At 38.5% G+C, this 18,843-nt stretch carries 14 protein-coding genes, 1 tRNA gene, 1 other RNA gene and 1 pseudogene; 8 read left to right on the forward strand and 9 right to left on the reverse strand.

The features are described 5' to 3' along the window. Nucleotides 1-161: 161 nt before the first annotated feature. From ssrS to V4B17_RS05850, 3 genes are all read right to left on the reverse strand, one after another. A non-coding RNA gene (gene ssrS, locus V4B17_RS05840) (6S RNA) lies at nucleotides 162-321 on the reverse strand. A gap of 321 nt (nucleotides 322-642) precedes the next feature. After that, a complete protein-coding gene (gene murA / locus V4B17_RS05845) occupies nucleotides 643-1,938 on the reverse strand; it encodes a UDP-N-acetylglucosamine 1-carboxyvinyltransferase (protein WP_455479225.1) in 1,296 nt (431 codons plus the stop codon). 159 nt (nucleotides 1,939-2,097) lie between these two features. Further along, the gene (locus tag V4B17_RS05850; RefSeq protein ID WP_455479226.1) at nucleotides 2,098-2,244 is read right to left on the reverse strand and encodes a hypothetical protein; all 147 of its coding nucleotides are present in this window, start codon (nucleotides 2,242-2,244) and stop codon (nucleotides 2,098-2,100) included. Nucleotides 2,245-2,414: 170 nt separating this feature from the next. Between V4B17_RS05850 and V4B17_RS05855 the strand changes: the two genes are divergently transcribed. Next, nucleotides 2,415-2,489 (forward strand) — tRNA-Thr (locus V4B17_RS05855). 240 nt (nucleotides 2,490-2,729) lie between these two features. Here the strand turns inward: V4B17_RS05855 and V4B17_RS05860 are convergent. From V4B17_RS05860 to V4B17_RS05875, 4 genes are all read right to left on the reverse strand, one after another. Beyond that, nucleotides 2,730-3,428 carry a lambda exonuclease family protein gene (locus tag V4B17_RS05860; protein ID WP_455479227.1) on the reverse strand — a complete coding sequence of 233 codons (699 nt, stop codon included), beginning with the start codon at nucleotides 3,426-3,428 and terminating at the stop codon, nucleotides 2,730-2,732. A 603-nt stretch (nucleotides 3,429-4,031) separates the two neighbouring features. Further along, on the reverse strand, nucleotides 4,032-4,229 hold the full coding sequence (locus V4B17_RS05865; protein WP_455479228.1) for a hypothetical protein: 198 nt from the start codon (nucleotides 4,227-4,229) through the stop codon (nucleotides 4,032-4,034). 3 nt (nucleotides 4,230-4,232) lie between these two features. Next, a complete protein-coding gene (locus tag V4B17_RS05870; RefSeq protein WP_455479229.1) occupies nucleotides 4,233-4,622 on the reverse strand; it encodes a hypothetical protein in 390 nt (129 codons plus the stop codon). A gap of 312 nt (nucleotides 4,623-4,934) precedes the next feature. Continuing rightward, nucleotides 4,935-5,252 (reverse strand): XRE family transcriptional regulator, encoded by a 318-nt coding sequence (locus V4B17_RS05875; protein ID WP_455479230.1) that lies wholly within the window; start codon nucleotides 5,250-5,252, stop codon nucleotides 4,935-4,937. Nucleotides 5,253-5,696: 444 nt separating this feature from the next. Here V4B17_RS05875 and V4B17_RS05880 point away from each other — a divergent pair, with 444 nt between their 5' ends. The 3 genes from V4B17_RS05880 (at nucleotide 5,697) to V4B17_RS05890 (ending at nucleotide 10,109) form a co-directional block, all read left to right on the forward strand. Then, complete coding sequence (locus V4B17_RS05880; protein ID WP_455479231.1) at nucleotides 5,697-6,896, forward strand: YdaU family protein; 1,200 nt, start codon at nucleotides 5,697-5,699, stop codon at nucleotides 6,894-6,896. 2 nt (nucleotides 6,897-6,898) lie between these two features. After that, nucleotides 6,899-9,175: a toprim domain-containing protein gene (locus V4B17_RS05885; RefSeq protein ID WP_455479232.1), complete on the forward strand. Its 2,277-nt coding sequence runs from the start codon at nucleotides 6,899-6,901 to the stop codon at nucleotides 9,173-9,175. Between the two features lie 337 nt (nucleotides 9,176-9,512). Further along, complete coding sequence (locus V4B17_RS05890; RefSeq protein WP_455479233.1) at nucleotides 9,513-10,109, forward strand: hypothetical protein; 597 nt, start codon at nucleotides 9,513-9,515, stop codon at nucleotides 10,107-10,109. A 707-nt stretch (nucleotides 10,110-10,816) separates the two neighbouring features. Here V4B17_RS05890 and V4B17_RS05895 read toward each other — a convergent pair. Continuing rightward, entirely contained in the window at nucleotides 10,817-11,044 is a 228-nt protein-coding gene (locus tag V4B17_RS05895) for a hypothetical protein (RefSeq protein ID WP_455479234.1), read from the reverse strand. Nucleotides 11,045-11,689: 645 nt separating this feature from the next. Then, nucleotides 11,690-12,331, reverse strand: coding sequence for a hypothetical protein (locus V4B17_RS05900; RefSeq protein ID WP_455479235.1), 642 nt, complete (start codon nucleotides 12,329-12,331; stop codon nucleotides 11,690-11,692). 289 nt (nucleotides 12,332-12,620) lie between these two features. Here V4B17_RS05900 and V4B17_RS05905 point away from each other — a divergent pair, with 289 nt between their 5' ends. From V4B17_RS05905 to V4B17_RS05920, 4 genes and pseudogenes are all read left to right on the forward strand, one after another. After that, the gene (locus V4B17_RS05905; RefSeq protein WP_455479236.1) at nucleotides 12,621-12,968 is read left to right on the forward strand and encodes a hypothetical protein; all 348 of its coding nucleotides are present in this window, start codon (nucleotides 12,621-12,623) and stop codon (nucleotides 12,966-12,968) included. A 1,558-nt stretch (nucleotides 12,969-14,526) separates the two neighbouring features. Further along, on the forward strand, nucleotides 14,527-15,072 hold the full coding sequence (locus V4B17_RS05910) for a hypothetical protein (protein WP_455479237.1): 546 nt from the start codon (nucleotides 14,527-14,529) through the stop codon (nucleotides 15,070-15,072). A 1,228-nt stretch (nucleotides 15,073-16,300) separates the two neighbouring features. Then, nucleotides 16,301-17,001, forward strand: a pseudogene (locus V4B17_RS05915) (YopJ family acetyltransferase). Between the two features lie 534 nt (nucleotides 17,002-17,535). After that, on the forward strand, nucleotides 17,536-18,474 hold the full coding sequence (locus V4B17_RS05920; RefSeq protein WP_455479238.1) for a YopJ/AvrA family T3SS effector serine/threonine acetyltransferase: 939 nt from the start codon (nucleotides 17,536-17,538) through the stop codon (nucleotides 18,472-18,474). Nucleotides 18,475-18,843 lie beyond the last annotated feature (369 nt).

Here is an 18,843-nt window from a genome sequence, read left to right on the forward strand (position 1 = left end):
ACGACAACCGGTGGAAAAAGTTGACCCCGGGAACCTACAAAAAAGCACAGCACTTTATTTTATTGCACAAGAGATAAGGTGATCCACGACAACCGGTGGAAAAAGTTGACCCCGGGAACCTACAAAAAAGCACAGCACTTTATTTTATTGCGCAAGAGATAAGGTGATCCACGACAACCGGTGGAAAAAGTTGACCCCGGGAACCTACAAAATAGGTGGGCGCCATATGAAAAAGCCCACGAGCTTTATCAGGGACAGCTCCCTTAGAGATCAATAAGGTCTCAGGAATACGTTATTTCCTGTCGAGGAGCGCAGAACACCCTGTCCACTATAAAACAGTTTAAGATTTTCCGCTAGATATAAAATGATTTCAATACGATCTCTTTGGAGCGGTATTCGATAGAGGTAATGCCTGCTGGAATGATGATTGGCAGGATATTGATCCCCAACGAAGCCCAAGCCCCCATCCATCTTGTGATTTTGTCTACGATGCGAATATTTAGAGATAGATATCTGAGAGCTATATTTATCTGATTTCTACAACCTCACAAACTCAAGAAATAGACCATGTACGTGCACATCAATTTCCAGATTCATACAAATTAAAGGGTAAAAATGGTTTACGTTAAAGGGTAAAATGGTTTACGCTGTTACACGTTGAATGGTAGCACCACACTGTGCTAATTTTTCTTCCAGCCTTTCAAACCCGCGATCAAGGTGATACACGCGATTAACGATTGTTTCTCCTTTTGCCGCCAGTGCAGCAATAACAAGAGATACGGAAGCACGCAAGTCGGTTGCCATCACTTGTGCGCCTTGCAATTGTTCTGTTCCGTATACGGTAGCTGTTTGCCCATCGAGTTTGATCTGAGCACCCAAACGAATAAGTTCCTGAACATGCATGAAACGATTTTCAAAAATTGTCTCTGTGATATGAGCAATTCCCTGCGCTCTTGTCATCAGCGCCATGAATTGAGCTTGTAGATCTGTTGGAAAAGCGGGATAAGGTCCGGTTTTGATATCCACCGGCATTATTTTTGTTTTTCCCCCACTTCGTCTCACCTGAATTCCTTGAGGTTTTATTTGAATATCGAGTCCAGTTTTTTGAAGCACTTTGAGCACTTGTGACAAATGATTAGGGTTTGCATTTTTTAGAAACACATCACCTCCTATCATAGCGACAGCCATTGCGTAGGTTCCCGCTTCAATTCGATCAGGAATTACTCGTATTGTTGCACCATTAAGTTTTTTCACTCCCTCGATAGTGAGTGTTGTTGTGCCTTCACCGACTATTTTTGCCCCCATAGCGTTAAGAGTTCGGATAAGATTAGCGACTTCTGGTTCACAAGCAGCGTTATCGAGAACGGTTTGTCCCTTTGCTGTAGTTGCTGCCATAAGCATCACATGAGTTCCCCCAACAGTGACTTTAGGGAATCGATACATATCCCCTTTTAATCCTCTTGGAGCTTTAGCACGAACATATCCATTTTCGATAGCGATATGTGCCCCTAGAGTTTTGAGTCCCTCGAGAATAAAATCGACGGGTCTTGTTCCGATAGCGCATCCTCCAGGCAGAGATACATATGCCTCTCGACATCGAGCAAGCAGTGGTCCGATCACCCAAAAGCTTGCGCGCATTTTTTTGACCAATTCGTATGAAGCATGTGTTGAGACTATTTTTTGAGCGGTAAAATGGATCGTTCTAGATTCCACGCAATCGTGTTGTACTTCCTGTCCATCGACAGCATATCCGACTCCATGATTATTAAGAATACGAATGAGCAACTCAACATCAGCAAGATGGGGAATATTTTCTACCGTAAGCGTTTCCTCAGTAAGCAATGACGCGATCATCAGAGGCAATGCAGCATTTTTTGCTCCTGATATAGGAATTGTTCCTTTCAGTTTTTTACCGCCAACAATTTGAATAGAATCCATCGTGTTTTCCCTTTGTGTTTCCCCTTCCAAAGGTTTTACCCCCGAGAAGTTATTTTTTTTATGCTTTCAAAACGAAATTGATAAATTTAGGATAAATCCTAGATGCCATAACGAAGCATTGAGACGCCTACTTGCAGATATTTCCATAAGAAATATTTTTCAGAGCACTGTTTCAGCTCTTTTTCGACTCTGCTCTTTTCTGCGCTTCAAATTTTGGCGCAATTGTTGAGCTAATCTTTCTTTTTGTCGTTTTTCTTTTTCATCTTTATGATTAATTTTTTCTTGTTTTTGATGCCTCTGTGTCATTGCGCAACCTTTTGAGTAGTATTGATTTTTCCGAGCAACTCACGGCCTTTCAACATTGTGTATAAGAAATGTATAAGCTGACACAAGAAGATTTTATTGCAAGAACAGACAAATGTTCTCTTGCCTATTTTATGGCAATATGGCAGAAGACGTCGCAAAGATTGAAAACGGCTGCGGTAGCTCAGTGGTAGAGCACTCCCTTGGTAAGGGAGAGGTCGAGAGTTCAATCCTCTCTCGCAGCACCATTTTGCGTAACATTTTATCCTTACAGTATTTTCACAATCACCGTCCTTTCTTAGTATTTTCATGACATTTTTGTAATATTTCCTTTCACAACCTTCTTTCAATATTATTATTGTAGTATTTTTATATAATTCAATACTTGCATGCCTCTCCTTTTTTCTTTCTTGTCTTATATCCTTTTGCAATTTTTACCCCTGTTTGGTTTTATCAGTCTCCTATCACCAAGCCACTGCCCTTCCTCCTCATTCTCTTTTTGTGCGTTTTTTTCTTATAAGTTTTTTTCTTGTTCTACCTTCAAGGATATTTTCCCTTCTGCGATCCCCCTCTGCCTCAGTATTTTTAATTTTCTGCACCATGATCTCCAATTCCTCATTAAATCGACTAATTTCACTTTCAAGTTTTCGAATATACATTTCATCACGATAAGCGCGCTTAATCATATGCGGCATATCTGGCCAATAGAGCATTAAATCCACCCATTCACGTTGAGCGATCCACAATCCTCCCTGACATTGAGCCTTGTGCTCTTCTGGAAAATTTTTTTGAGCGTAGTGAGGAATGAGAATTTCTGGTTTTTTTGTTTTAATTTCTAATAATCCGTTTTTTCCCACAAAGGCATCTGGAGAAAAACCTTTCATGCGATCATCGGCCAAAACAAACCCGATACATTCAGGCACTGTGTGCGTAAGCGTAGCATATAATTTGCGTGCATTTGGTTCTAATTTTGTTCCTCGTCGCATAGAAACTGTTGTCCCTTCATCGACAATTTTTCCAGTGATTCTTTCTCCTGCAAGTTTCATCATAATGGAATGATATTTCGATGTTTTTTGCCCCTGTTTTTTTCGTGCCATAACCATTTCAAACAAAGAAGCCGTAATCAAACCACTACGTGCTTGCAGCCATTCTTCTGTTCCCTGAATACAATCGATAACAATTGGCATAAACTTTCATCCTCCAGCATTGACCGCATTTTTATTTTCAGCCTTCTCTCTCAAAGCTCGCAACATCCTTTATTTTTGAGGAACATACCTTTTTTGAACCCCTCCTCCTCTCAAAGATCCCAACATACCAACCTCGCATCCTCTATCTCACCCCCAACATACCAACCTCGCATCCTCTATCTCACCCCCAACATACCAACCTCGCATCCTCTATCTCACCCCCAACATACCGACCTCGCATCCTCCGCCTTGAAAATACTGTCTTCCTTCTCAAATAATTTGAGAACACCTCAAAGCTTTTTGTTTCTTAAAGCACCCCATACACACTTCCTTCTAAACCCGCGTGAACATCCTCAAACACTTCCCCAAATGCTTTTCCCAAATAGTTCTTCTGCACATGCTTCTTCTGCATATGCCTCACAAGCTCTCTTCAAAACCGAGCACTTCCACATCCCTAACAGCCGGCAACATAGACAACTACAGAACACGGCATGTAAGCATTTTATTCCACAGGATCGAGTATCCCCAATGGAAAAACGCTTAAATGCTGTATCCTTTTTATTGACTAAAGTTTATCTCCATCATGCTGTTGCATAACGAATCTTAATCATGCTGTTTCACAACGAAAAAATCGTCTCGCTGATATTCTTGAGCTAAATTTTTTGCGACACACTCTGCAGCCTGTTTCGATATGAAAAGGACTGCATTGTTCTTTTGTGGTTCGAGTCTGATTGTGTTTTGGGCATTTCCGGCGTAGTAAAGAGGAAATCCCTGATGAAAAGTCTTAAGATAACTTGCCATTTTTTACCACCAGTAATCATTCAACACATCACATGGACGTAAACGATGCTGTTTTTCATAAGAACCATAGAGATTATCTTGATAATCCTGCGCCACTTTTTCATCTAAATATACGTGGTAAGCATCACTATTGAGAACGAATGGCTGAATTTGTTTATTTTGTTCGTCAATTTCATAATTTGCAACATAGGCATCAGCGATTTGTTCACTCACATCATCTACATGAAGCGTCGTGAGATCAAGACGCAAGATTCTATGAACAACTTCACCCTCTTCAATAAATTCGAGCACTTCTTCAATTTGTCCGAGTGGTCCTTCATAGATACAACTTTTTTCATCTTCACCAAGAAGTATGATAATTTCATCCTCTTTAACAAATGGAATATTTTTCATAAATCCCCCCCTTTCGATAGTTGATAACGCACAGCTTTGTCTTGACAAGGCTGAATATAGCGTTACCATTATATCCTCTATGGGAGAGAGGTCAATTAATATTATCCTTAATAAAAGATATAATTTTAATTTTTACGACGTTGAAACGGCGTTTGTGAACAAAATTCTGTCCTTTTTTGTTCACCTGTGTCCTTGTACTGTTCTCTATTTGTTCTTACTTAACTCAACCACCAACAGACAGGAGAGCTAAAATGAGTGATTTAAAACTGATAAAATACTGGTGCACTCTTGATGAAAAAGCACAGAAAGAACTTATTTTAACGCTTCGTCAGTTGGCCGCCGCAAAAGAATTAAAATCGCCTGTCTTTCCTCAGGAGAAAGTCTTGAAATAAGATTTATGAACTCTTTATCTTCCGAACTAGCATCCTCACCGTAAAGGATATAATTCATACTGATGTTAATTTCATGACAAACACGTGACAGAGATTCAATTGTTGGTTCCTTCCCTTCAGCGAGAATAGAATGAAGATACCCAGCACCCTTACCGGCTGCGAGAGAGATAGATCTTTTTGACCGGCCAGTTTTTTTGAGCTCTGCGCTTAATCTTTGACGCCAACCATCGATATTCATAGCTTCACCATATAGCGCATCTTAAAAAAAAACACGTCCTTTTTGTAAAATGAGCTTGCAATATCCTCTAAAAAGGATAATATTAAAAACAAATTTTACTTTTTAAGGGGGGATAAAAGCGCATTTCTAAGTCAAACGAATATTTTACCACCCCAAAGATCGCAAAAGGCACCTCCAGAAAGCCCATGCGTCTCAAATATTGTACTTTTTATCTTTTGTCATCTATACAATCTCACAGTTTATGGTTGCATGCGCCTGAGCATGCGGGATTCATCTGTTAGAATCCACAAAGCCCTTTTGAGCAAGCACGTTCTCTAGAGGAACAGAACCGAAATTTTCACCCAAGCGTATAAACTTTAATGAAATACCAACGTCTGCCAAAAACGCTGTTTTCGATTTTGTTATGAATGAAAATATCTAAAGAAGAAGAAAGTGGATTGAAGCATGCAACACGCCAATCAACAAGAAACTCCACACTATGAATCGTCTAAGCTTCCTTATGTTTGTTGGTATCAGAATGATTTTCTAGGGAGTGTTCGCGGAATGCGTGCACATGAGATCGGAATTTATACGATTCTTCTCAACGAAATGTACGCACGAGGTCGTCCTCTAGAGTTATCGCTAGAACGTTTAGCGCGTCTTTGTGGTTGTGACAAGCGAACTTTTACGAATGTTTTAGAAATGCTGATAGAAGATGGAAAAATTTTAAATTTAGCGAATGGTTTATGGAATAAGCGCTGCGAAAATGTATTTCACGAGCGAGTAAAATTGCTTGAACAGAAATCCTTTGCTGGTCGTTCTTCGGCACAAAAACGCAATAGAATCAATGCCAAGGTTCAACAACTGCTCAACGAAAGAGCAAGAGATGATAAACAAAGCTCAGAAGCTCAGAATAGGGAAGAAAAGGAAACACCTAACGGTGTTTCAGAAAAGAATTTTTTAGCCAAGACAAAGGATACAAAAGCACAAGAGGCCACAGGAGAAAATTTCTATTTTCCCCCCACACCCAAGACACCTTCACCACACCTTTTTCGCAAACAAGGTCAGGCTTCCCCTGCTCAAACCGTTAGTGAAAACATAAAAGATACCCCCAGCATTAACGAGGAAGGAGAAAACTTTTTCAGTTCTGATGGGACAACAGAAAAGCCCACTGATTCAGGTTCAATCCCCCAAAATTCACGCATCCCCCGCATGAGCACAAAGCAGACTTCCGCCTCATCAGCAAACACGCAAAACTCCACCCACAGCACGCCAATCTCAGACAACTCCCAAGAAAACTCAACGCGCTCCAACATCAAAACCAAAAGCCGCACAACAATGCTCAAAGGGCATCGCCTTGCCATGGATTGGCAAGCAGACATCGCTGCAGCGATTTCAGAAGGACTAAGTGAAGAGCAAGCGCATTGGCAAGAAAAGAAATTTCGCGATTATTGGCATGCAAAAAGTGGCAAAGAAGCGCTCAAAGTCGATTGGCAAGCAACGTGGCGCAATTGGTTTCGCCGTGAGATTGAACGAATAAAAAAACATCAAGAAAGGTTGAGTGTTTTTTCCACTCACTCCCATCAAAACCCTAAAATCTTGAGCCAACAATACAACGACACCGACGACATTTACAAAACTCTCATCAACTACCAGACGAAATGACTATGAGCACAATTTTTGAAATAAAACAGAAGCTTATCTCTCAAGCGAGAGTGATAGCAGAAACGCTTTTGCCAAGAGGATACCAACGTGGCAATGATTGGATTGTGGGGAGCACGCGCGGTGAAGCAGGTCAAAGTTTATCGGTGTGCTTGAATGGTGATAAAGCGGGGCTTTGGTATGATTTTGCGGAAGGCAGAGGTGGTGACCTTTTAGACCTTTGGTGTGCAGTCAAAGGGATAAGCCTCTCTCAAGCCTTAGAGGAAGCGCGTGCCTTCTTCAATCTTACCCGTCCCAAACCCTTTATGGCACCCCATCGCTCTTATCGGCATCCCCCAACTCCAAAAGGAACCATACCGCAGAATTTGGTAAAAACTTATCTCAACAAAGAACGCTGTATTCCTCTTGAAATTTTAAAGCGTTACCGGATAGGGGAAGAGGGAAATAAGATTATTTTTCCCTTTTATAAGCCAGATGGCACCCTTGCTTTAGTGAAAGAACGGCTAGCGCAAGCAAACGCAAAAGCAAAACCGACAGCGGCACAGTGTGAACCAATTTTATTTGGCTGGCAAGCTCTTTACCCCACACAGCAACCTCGCACCACCACACAGCAACCTTGCACCACCACACAGCAACCTCGCACCACCACACAGCAACCTCGCACCACCACACAGCAACCTTGCACCACCACACAGCAACCTCGCACCACCACACAGCAACCTTGCATCACCACACAGCAACCTTGCATCACCACACAGCAACCTCGCACCACCACACAGCAACCTTGCACCACCACACAGCAACCTTGCACCACCACACAGCAACCTTGCACCACCACACAGCAACCTTGCACCACCACACAGCAACCTTGCACCACCACACAGCAACCTCGCACCACCACACAGCAACCTTGCACCACCACACAGCAACCTTGCACCACCACACAGCAACCTCGCACCACCACACAGCAACCTTGCACCACCACACAGCAGACTTTTTTCTCAACAAATCGTTCCCTTGTCATCACTGAAGGAGAAATTGATGCGCTTTCGTTAGCGGCCTATGGATATCCGGCAGTTTCAGTACCCTTTGGCGGCGGTAGTGGAGGAAAACATAACTGGATTGAAAATGAATTTGACCATTTAGAAGCTTTTGAGACGATTTTTTTAGCCACCGATATGGACAAACCAGGAGAAGAAGCAGCACAAGAAATTGCCAGCAGGCTTGGTCGCCACCGTTGCTACCGTGTCCGCTTGCCTCGTAAAGATGCCAATGACTGTTTAACCGCTGGTGTTGATGCTGCCGCCATACAAGCTGCCTTTTCCTCCGCCAAAAGCTTTGCACCAGAAGGATTACGACACGCCTCAGACTATAAAGATCGAGTAATAGGACTATTTTGGCCAACTCCTGAACAGCATCTTGGTTATACGGTTCCCTATCCTAAACTCAATGGCAAATTGTATTTTCGTCCAGCGGAATTAACACTCTGGAGCGGTGCGAGCGGTGTTGGGAAAAGCCAACTGTTATCAGACTGCATACCCCACTGGATTTCTCAAAAGAGCCGCCTTTGCTTAGCCTCGCTAGAAATGAAAGGAGAACAATCGCTACGCCGTTTAACTAAACAAACAGGAGGTGTAGAGCAGCCAACAACAAAGATAATTGAGCGAATTCTGCATTTTTTAGACGACGGACTGTTGCTTTATGAGCATGTTGGCAAATCGAGTATCGACACATTGCTAGATGTTTTTGATTATTGCCGCGCGCGCTATGGTTGTGATCAATTTATCATCGACAGTCTAATGCGGCTAGGCATTTCCTCCGATGACTATGCGGGACAAGAACAAGCCGTTTACAGAATGGTTGATTGGGCTGTTTTAAACGCGGTACATATTCACCTTGTTGCCCATGCCAGAAAAGGAGGAGTAGAGAAAGATATCCCTGGTACGGAAGATATTAAAGGTGCCTCAGAAATTGGCGCCAACGCCTTTAATATCATCACCATTTGGCGTAATCGACCGTTAGAAGACAAAATCTTTGCCGCATCACTCAAGGAAGAAAAAGCAGAATTATCAAAACGCCCTGGCGTTATTATGAATATAGCAAAACAACGTTCCGGAGATTTTGAAGGCAAAATTGGTCTTTGGTTTGACCCCAAAACATACCGCTATCGCTGTTCCTCTGAACACCCCCTCATTCCAAGATGTTATCTTGAACGTCAAACCAACACTACTTGTTTCCAAAACCAATTCCACAACACATCAACACCTCTTCCCCCCTCCTGAACAAACAAATGGACGAGTCCAAGAATATCCGCAATCACCCCATTATTCGAGATCAAAAACCGGTGCCACCCATATGCTTCGCTCCCAAAAGCACCGCTCCAACAACACAGCAAAGCACCACAACCTTCACAACAAATACCTATGTAACATCGGTACTTTTTGTCCTCACCAAAATAAAACCAAGGGTAGCTCTAACAATGCAGTAACCACCAACTCCAATCCTCCCCTCAAGGAAATACTGAGCAAAGCCTATCCCTTCAAACGCTTAAGACCAACTTACATCCGATTTTTTTTGAACATAAAACAACACAACAATTTTTGAAAAAGAGGAGATGACATGAAACATCAAGAGACAAGAAAATACCAAGAGGAACAAAAAAATAAGATACACACTTTTTCCTCCTCCCATCCTCGTGAAGAGAAGGCGCACCTTGGCCATTTAAAAACGCAAGAAGTGCTCATTGAAACAAGCAATCCTTATTTTCAGTCAACCCACCCAGAAAGTGGCAACAACCCGCGCATTGTTAAAGCTATCGCCAATGTACGGGGGCGTCCTATTGCGCTTTTATACACAAAAGGACATATTAGCAAAGCACAATATAGGGCAGCAGAACGCTTTTATGTTTACTGGCGCCAAAGCCAAGCTGACTTGCACATGAGTCCCGATTACACACATGAAAAGGTTGAATGCAGCCAGAGTTATACACACCCTCTTGAGCGTCAAATAGAAGCAACTAATCATTTACAAAAGGTCAAAGTTATGCTTGGTATTCTTGGCTATTCCCTTGTAGAAAAAGTGGTTGGTTATGATCAAGCAATTAAAGACTTAAACCCCTTAAAACGCAAACAAAACTCTCTTGCTGATCATTTACGAGATTGTTTAGAACTGCTCGCCTTTCACTGGGGATATACAAATCGTAAACCCTCTGAATGATTCCCACGCTTCTTTCCCCTCTCCAATCTATTCTCCACCCTCACCAACGTTTCACTTAAGCAAACACCGCCTCCGCCAAGAATACCCTCATATGATCTTCCCTCTCCCTTCTCCACAATCTTCACTGCTACAACGGCCATACCTAACCAGAAACCATACCCATTAAAATCCCCCTCACATGGACTTAAACACAATCACCAACTACCGTTCATCAACAACAAAGAAACAGCATCACCCCACAGAAAATCTTCCCTCTCCCTTCTCCACAATCTTCACTGCTCTTCTTCCTCCGCGCTTTTTCTTTCTCTAAGCGTCATATGTTTCAACAAACCTTATACCTATGGGAATCAAATAAAACGCTCTCGCTTAAATCCCGCTATGCTTTAACTTGAAAAATCGCACAAAATGCTGCATCTCTTATCACAGAAAGACAGATTTTTATTTTAATTTTAAAGTTTATTTTAAACATCACCCCCATAAAGATATCTACCCTATCCATTACCGGAATCATGCCTCTCCTATTACTGAAGCAAACAAACTTGAGCAGTATTTTTCATTAAGATTTACTGGTTTAAATCTGCTAATTTTCTGTAGAAATTATTTTCTACGATAAAACACACTTGATATAAAAAGAAAAATCCATCATCCCTACCCCGAAAGCATCGGGTAATAAAACTGTAGATTAAAACATCACGCACCAACCAGTTCTACAACCAACAAAAGACTGAACAACACACAACATCATCCATAGACGATGGATACACAACAACGCGCATGAAACAAATCTGAAAAACCGTAAAGAATACCAAATTCACTTTATTGGAAATCACCTCTACTTGGGTTTCCTCGTCGGCACCAACCCTGCCAACCTCCATCCCACGAGTATTGATCCCATAAACATCCATCCTATGGATATCTATTTCACCAACATTCATCTAACAGAGAACATTCTCTTCCACTCTTAAACAATTTGCAGTTTTTAAGATTTTTATCTGTTTAAATCTTCATGCATCAAATACATGGCATTACACTTATCATTTTCTCATGTATGGGCAGCTTTGCAAACTTACTCTGCTTCTCAAAGTTATATTCTGTAAAAAATAAAAGAATTTTTTATAACACTTTCCCAATGCTTATAGCACTTCAAAAAATTATTGCGCCTACAATACCAATTATTGCGCCTACAATACCTTGAAAAATAATTCATCATATAGATGATGAATAAAAAATTATCTTTAAGAAAATCTATAACTGCATAATTTGAACACAAAACAACAGTTATTAAAATATTTATGCTCCGTATAATGCTTCAGTATGTTAATTTTTTTGAAAAATAAAATCAAGAAAAGATTGCAAAAAAGAAGTTTCTCCAATATCCCAATTATTGTAGACTTCTCAGCTTTTTTTGCTATTATGCTGACATTCTAGCGCTTTCTATAATCATTTCGAATATTAAAAGATGCAAGATGAGTATTCGTAGAAATATACAATAACCGACTACTACAGGATATAAAAACACACAAATTTCTCTAGCTATTTCCATTTTCGCACGGAAATGTGATATGCCTATAGAAATTTGTTCAACACACATGAGGTGCATCCAAACCCTCATACGGATGCACCCCACCTTTAAGGAGCGCATCCAAACCCTCATACGGATGCACCCCACCTTTAAGGAGTGCATCCAAACCCTCATACGGATGCACCCCACCTTTAAGGAGTGCATCCAAACCCTCATACGGATGCACCCCACCTTTAAGGAGTGCATCCAAACCCTCATACGGATGCACCCCACCTTTAAGGAGCGCATCCAAAACCTCATACGGATGCACCCCACCTTTAAGGAGTGCATCCAAACCCTCATACGGATGCACCCCACCTTTAAGGAGTGCATCCAAACCCTCATACGGATGCACCCCACCTTTAAGGAGTGCATCCAAACCCTCATACGGATGCACCCCACCTTTAAGGAGCGCATCCAAAACCTCATACGGATGCACCCCACCTTTAAGGAGTGCATCCAAACCCTCATACGGATGCACCCCACCTTTAAGGAGTGCATCCAAACCCTCATACGGATGCACCCCACCTTTAAGGAGTGCATCCAAACCCTCATACGGATGCACCCCACCTTTAAGGAGCGCATCCAAACCCTCATACGGATGCACCCCACCTTTAAGGAGCGCATCCAAACCCTCATACGGATGCACCCAATTCCTCACAGGATACTTTTAGCCTTCATAGGTGCTCCGTTGTTAGGAGCACGCCAATAGCCATTTTGTTATCCATTTCTATATGATTACATGTATGAACCCCTCAAAATTCACAAAAAGATTATAAAATAGATTCTGAAAGAATTAATTAAGGCAATTAAGAGTAGATTTTGTCAAATTGTAGACAAATTATATTCTTTTTTGTGACTGTTGCATTTTTACTATAGTTATTTAAATTGAATTTATATATAATCCATTATGATATTTATATTATAAATAAATACTGAGGAGAAAAACTATGAATATCAGATATTTTTTTATAGCAAGTGCAGTAACAAGTAGTTTAGCCCTTGCAATTCAAGAATCTGATAGTATAGTCAATCAACAACCCTCTCCTATTGTTACTAATTATACTGTTGATGATACTGGTTTGCAGTTTATTAAACCTGTAGGTAACACATTGGATAAATTGGATATACTAAAAATACAAGATGATGCTGAAACAGAAGTAGTGGATAGTCAAAATTTATATCAAAAAAGCAAAGAATTATTACATGTATTAGGTGGATTAATATATAATTTTTTCGTATTTTGTATACAAGTATTCCTTTTAGGATCAGGAAATGGAATCATAGGCGGTTCTTAAAATAAAATACTAACTATTCTTACATATTATACAGTTAAATATTGAGTTATACAGTTAAATATTGAGAAGTCCCTAATAAAGTTGGGACTTTATTTTTGTTTTTTCTTTTATTATGGATACATAATTTTTGCTCTCTATAGAATTTTGTTTTCGCTTAACTTTCTTTTCGCCTAAGAAATACCGTATCTATAATTCCGTCAATTTTTCAGAAAATTGGTTTCCCTTGCACAAATTTTACCCATTGGCTGCTTAGGCGATTCATTTCATAGAAATCCTGAATAAATTTTGCCCTAAATATTGAGTTTAGCTTTTTTCCACAATTTATTAACATAAAATATTAATACAAGAGACATTAGAGGCAAATGCAAACAAGTATTTATATTTTTAATAGGCATTTATATGCTTTATATCAAAGTTCTAAAAGACAATATTTTACAATACTGAAAGATAATGATCAGCCTTTTTTGAAAATAAAGGATCGGTCATTTTCTCAAAAATTGAACAACATAAAATTGAGCACCAACTATTCTTCCTGCTACCTTCATTCACATGATTTTCAATACATTCTTTTTAAAAATTTTTATGAAGACATTGAATCACTTTATGCATTGAAAATGCGTGTATCAATCTTAATAAAATTTTCAAACCCTACTTTCAAAATTTACATTAAAAAGCTACATGATTTATTTTCAATATGGTTACACAAACTTTCGCAAAAATATTTACGCAAAAGAAAAAATAACCCTTTTATTATCCGATCCTCTTTATTATTCAACGATCTCATTTCAGGACAACTTCATGATAAGGTTTACTTTTAGATCACCGCAAAAATGAAGAAAAAATTGCGAATGCTCTCTATAAAGGAGATATTTAATAAAGAAGAAACCAATAAAAAGAATTGGCAAGCCAGAATAATTTTCTCGAAGCTTTTATAATTAATATTGTATTACAATATATTATCTATATTTTGTTTGAAAATATAAGTGCTATTATGGTATTATAACATAGGATATAGTTTTCTTTTTTCAGATATATTCTGTTCAAAATATGATAATTTTCCTCTAAAAAGGATGTAAAGATATGCCTAATAAAGTAATGCGTATCAAGCTTCTCAGTATTGTACAAAATAACAAAACAGTTGCTTCTCAAGCGAAACTTAAAAATTTCTGCGAAATCTTCTCAAACAAAAATACAAATAAAACAGCGCCTCAAAAAACCCTCCACTTGCTGTTTAAAGAATGGGATGTTGTTGTGTTTTTTCGTTCATATTTGGTAAATATGACTCTTCAATTTTTCAACAAATTTGAAAATTTCTATAGAGGGCAAATGATCCGCTATAAATGGTAAAATAAAAATGGTGATGAACAACTTGTAACAAAGATTATTTTGCCATTGAAGGAACGTTTCTCTTAAACTTGAGAAAAACAAAACGCCTCTACAGCACTTAATTTTTATCATTCCCCCTCCATTATACGTTCCAATGGTGGCACTTTCTCAAGTACTTTTTACCTTTCCCCTTTTTAAACAAACAATTTTTTAAAATTTAAATGGTAAATTCATGAAAATACGTAAAAAACGCGGTAGACCGAGAATAGCAGGAAAACTAAGAGAACCAAATGGCCGTATTTCACGTGCTCAAAACCCCCGCATACCACCTCCTCAACAGATGATTGAGATGCGTGCCAAACACTTTGGTTTGAGCATAGAAGAAGCTAAAAATCCACTTTCGAGTTCCTACATTGGACGTCTTTTTTTACTTGGATGTAAACAGGATATATCAGGCATCAGTAAAGAGCAATACGATACTGCGCAACAATATCTACAAATCAGAAACGACTATTTATGTGCAAAAGGTTTGCCAAACGGCTACTATGATAATTTTGCGCATACATCAAATGAAAAATCACAAAAATTATGGATTCAAAAAGCAACTGATCGCTATGAAAATATGAAAGAAATAATTCAAGAAACACAACATCTGTATCGCCAACATAACTTTCATGCTGCGTTACAATATCTTGTTGTAGAAGATCAAGAACTTCCTCATCTGGTCTGTTCATTGCGTATTATTCTTAACGCACTTCATAAATACTTTGAAAGTTAAAATCACACCTACTTCTTTTTCAGCTTTTTGTCTAAAGAACAGGCACCAATGAAAGCACAGCCAACATCAATATCACCCACTAACACCAACATCGTCTACCAGTACCGACATCTTCCACATCAAAACAAGAAATCTCATAGTTTTATCTTATCACCACCATATTTTTTCCCAAAAAAAGGGAAAAATTGTTGTTTTTCCGCATTCAAAAAACTTTCCGATAAAAACAACAAACATCACCCCACAAAGCAGATGATCTAAAATAAAAATATGAGATTATATTTTTCTATTGACAGTGTATAGAAAATAGTATTTAATGACACATGCGGGTTTTGTTTTTTTGCGTCTGTATTTCTACAGTTGTTTCTCCTTTTACAGTTGTCTCCCCATAGGTAAGTTTTCTATAGATCATGGATGTTGTTCTTTAAGACAATGGGGGTGGGTGTATGAAAAATGCGATGCTGGTTTCATTTAATTCTTTTTACCTCAACAAAAGAAACACAAGAGAAACAATAATCATTAAACATCAACCTGACACATTTGTAAAATACGTTTAAAATACGTTGCCATATTTGCAATATCAGTTCGTCAACAGAAGGCACATCAGTTTGTCAGCGGAAGCCACTGCCACGATCGTCCCAACTATCTTCTTACTCTACTACTAATCATGAAGCATAAACTTACACAGGATATTCAGGGCACAACTTCTCTAATGTAATTTTGAAATCAATCACAGCAGTGATCAAACGAAAAAATCTGAAAAATCTCTCATACTTCGCTACCGGGATAAATTTGCAAACGCACTTAATCTGCTCACAACTGATAAATTTGCATATACTGTTAACATATAATTTTACCACCAAAAAAAACATTATACTGACTTGAAAAACGCCCTTATAAAAACTGCCTAAATCTAAAATAGCACCTCACCATATTTGATTTAATGTTGAAAAGCATAAAAGATAATATTTAAACACAATTAAGTCTTAATCATAAAAATGATTTACCATTGATTGTTAACATGTGGATTAATATTATGAAATCATGAGGTTCAGAAAAGCCTATCTGTGACTTATTACGCACACAAGAAACTGAGAATGCGAGTGCATCATCAGAAAATCTTCCTGAACACTCACAAAGCACTATCAGAACGTAATATCTCCCATTTAACCATGAAAGCCCAAAAAATACTATTACAAGCTTAGAAAATGATACAGCCAGTGATGATTGGATAAAAACGGATTATGCTAAAATGGATCTTGAGATGATGCCAGCTCTAACAGAGCGAGCAAACCGTAAATATTTTGGCTTGAATCTTAAGCCAGCTGTTAAACTTCGCGATCTTATCCGATCAGCAATAGAGAATATTAAAAATTGGATTTTCTCGTCTATGTTTACAGTTAATACAAATGGGGAAGGAATTCATTTTTCGGTAATCGATCACAAAACGATCGGAAAAAGAACATCCATAATATTTTTGAACCCACAATTTTCAAGAGTACGACGTCAAAGATACCAGCAATAATGAGACAGGCAACCACTAAGACTTGTCAATTTTCAAATTTTTATTTTTCCGCAACAGAAATGGATATTCCACGGAATTTCTGTGAATGTGGAATATTTAATTTAGTTCTTACCAAAAAGCTTTTTATTGGAGCTGACAAATTAACAAAAACACAGGAAGACAATATAAGTGATGTATTACGCAAACTGGGTATTTCTTTACGATCTGAACAATTAAATCCGTATCTTCCAGCTAATTTTTACCAACACATGCAAGGGAAAGAACATTTTATAAAATATATAAAATCAACTCCAGAGGTTCAACATGACAAGGTAAACAAAAGAGACAAAACTCTTACTGATAGGTTTGAGAAGAGCTTAGTTACAGCAGATGGAGCAACATTTTCTGTTTTTTCACATAAAAAATGATAGGTGAATACAAATCTCTGATGATGTGATTTTGAATATTTTTACGCATATGTGGAGGGGAAGTAAGGCGTTACATTCCGATTCATGAGATAAATTCGTTCATGTTAGCAAATTCACTTATTTTTTTGCTTTGTTAAGGCTCAAAAAGGGAAAGCAGCTTTGCATCTTAAGCTAAAATTAATAGAAGAGAATAAACACTACACCATTATTCAACCAGAATACCAATATATCATCCGATGCCAAGTATCAGCACAGCCGAAACTATACAGACATAAGAAAAAAGCTCATTTTAAAACATCATGATGAAAGATACAATTACGCTTAAGTTCTTCATAATTTTTTGCAAATTTGAAGATACAGAGGATAATCAGAAGCGTTTCTAAAAAGCCCCTCATCTTGCTTTAGAAATCTTTCCCAGGAAAAGATATTTTTCTTTCAAGGCAAAACAAGAGGAAAAAATCAAAATCACAACATTATTCAGCCAGAATATGCGCATAGCACTCCATGCAAACTGTCGACATGGAAATTTATATTATGAAACCGCAAGATTTAAAAGGCTCAGCTCATAGCTCACCACAAACGCAAGAAAGTAAGAATGCAGATGAATTGTTAGAAAATCTTTCTACAGACTTAGAGCAACTCAACATCGAAAAAGAAAGAGAGATCCCATTCAGCCCTAAAAAATTAAAAGATATTATTACAACTTTAGAAAATGACATCACCAGTGGCTATTGGATCACTGCCGATTATGAAGACATAGATCTTAAAATGATGCCTGCCCTTATCAGGCGGGCAAATCTTAAATACCCAGAAATGCATCTCAAATTTGCGTTGGCACCTCACGACTTTACCCTCTCACTAAAAGAAACTATCGAGAGTGGAATTCAATCTTCCAGATATATAGTAAACACGCAGGAAAGAGGAAACCATTTTGCGGTGATTGACCATCGAACCATTGCAAACAAAACGTCTGTAATATTGTTTGAACCAACAACATTTATGAATAATATGTGTGCAACGATGTTAGAGGTGAGAACAAGACAAGCTCTTCAAGAGTGCCAATTGCCTGATTGTTATTTTTCTATAGGTGAAATGGATATTCAACGAAGCCCCTCTGAATGCGGAATATTTAGTTTAGCTCTTGCTAAAAAGCTGTATTGCGAAGCTGATAAATTGACAAGAATGCATAAAGATAACATGAGCGGCATGTTATGCGAATCCAATATACCCTTACCTTATGCTAAATTAGATAAGTATCTTCCAGCAAGCTTTTATAAACACACGCAAGGTAAAAGACGTCTCGAACAATATATTAAGTCAAACCCGAGAGCTACAAATGAAAAAGTAAACAAAAAAGGCGAAACGCTTACTGAACGATTTGGTAAGAACTTAGCGACACCGGAGAAAAAAACATTCTCTGTTTCCCCACATAGAAAAAGGATCTCTGAATATAAGTCTATTCTTCAATTATGATGGTGCTTTTAATGTTTTTTTTAATATGCGGAAGAGAATTAAACACTCTATTCAAATTTTATGGATTAAACCCATTCATATGGAAATTCATTTGCTTTTGATTTTTAAAATACAAACAATGTAAGCTCATTGCATATCAAAGCAAAACGTAACTGCTATCTCAAAAAGTAGCATATCTTAAAGCCATATAAAAAATTCTAAAGCTATTTTTAGAGGAAACAGATATCAATTTGAAGAGGTAAAGTTTCAATATTTTTTTAAAAGCATACGCTCCACTTATGTTTTTAAAAACACCTAGAATTTCTCTACCCCTCTAGCACCAACACCAGCATCACCCGCCAACATACCAACCCACCAGCCAATCTATAT

The sequence above is a fragment of the Bartonella sp. B23 genome, assembly GCF_053793815.1.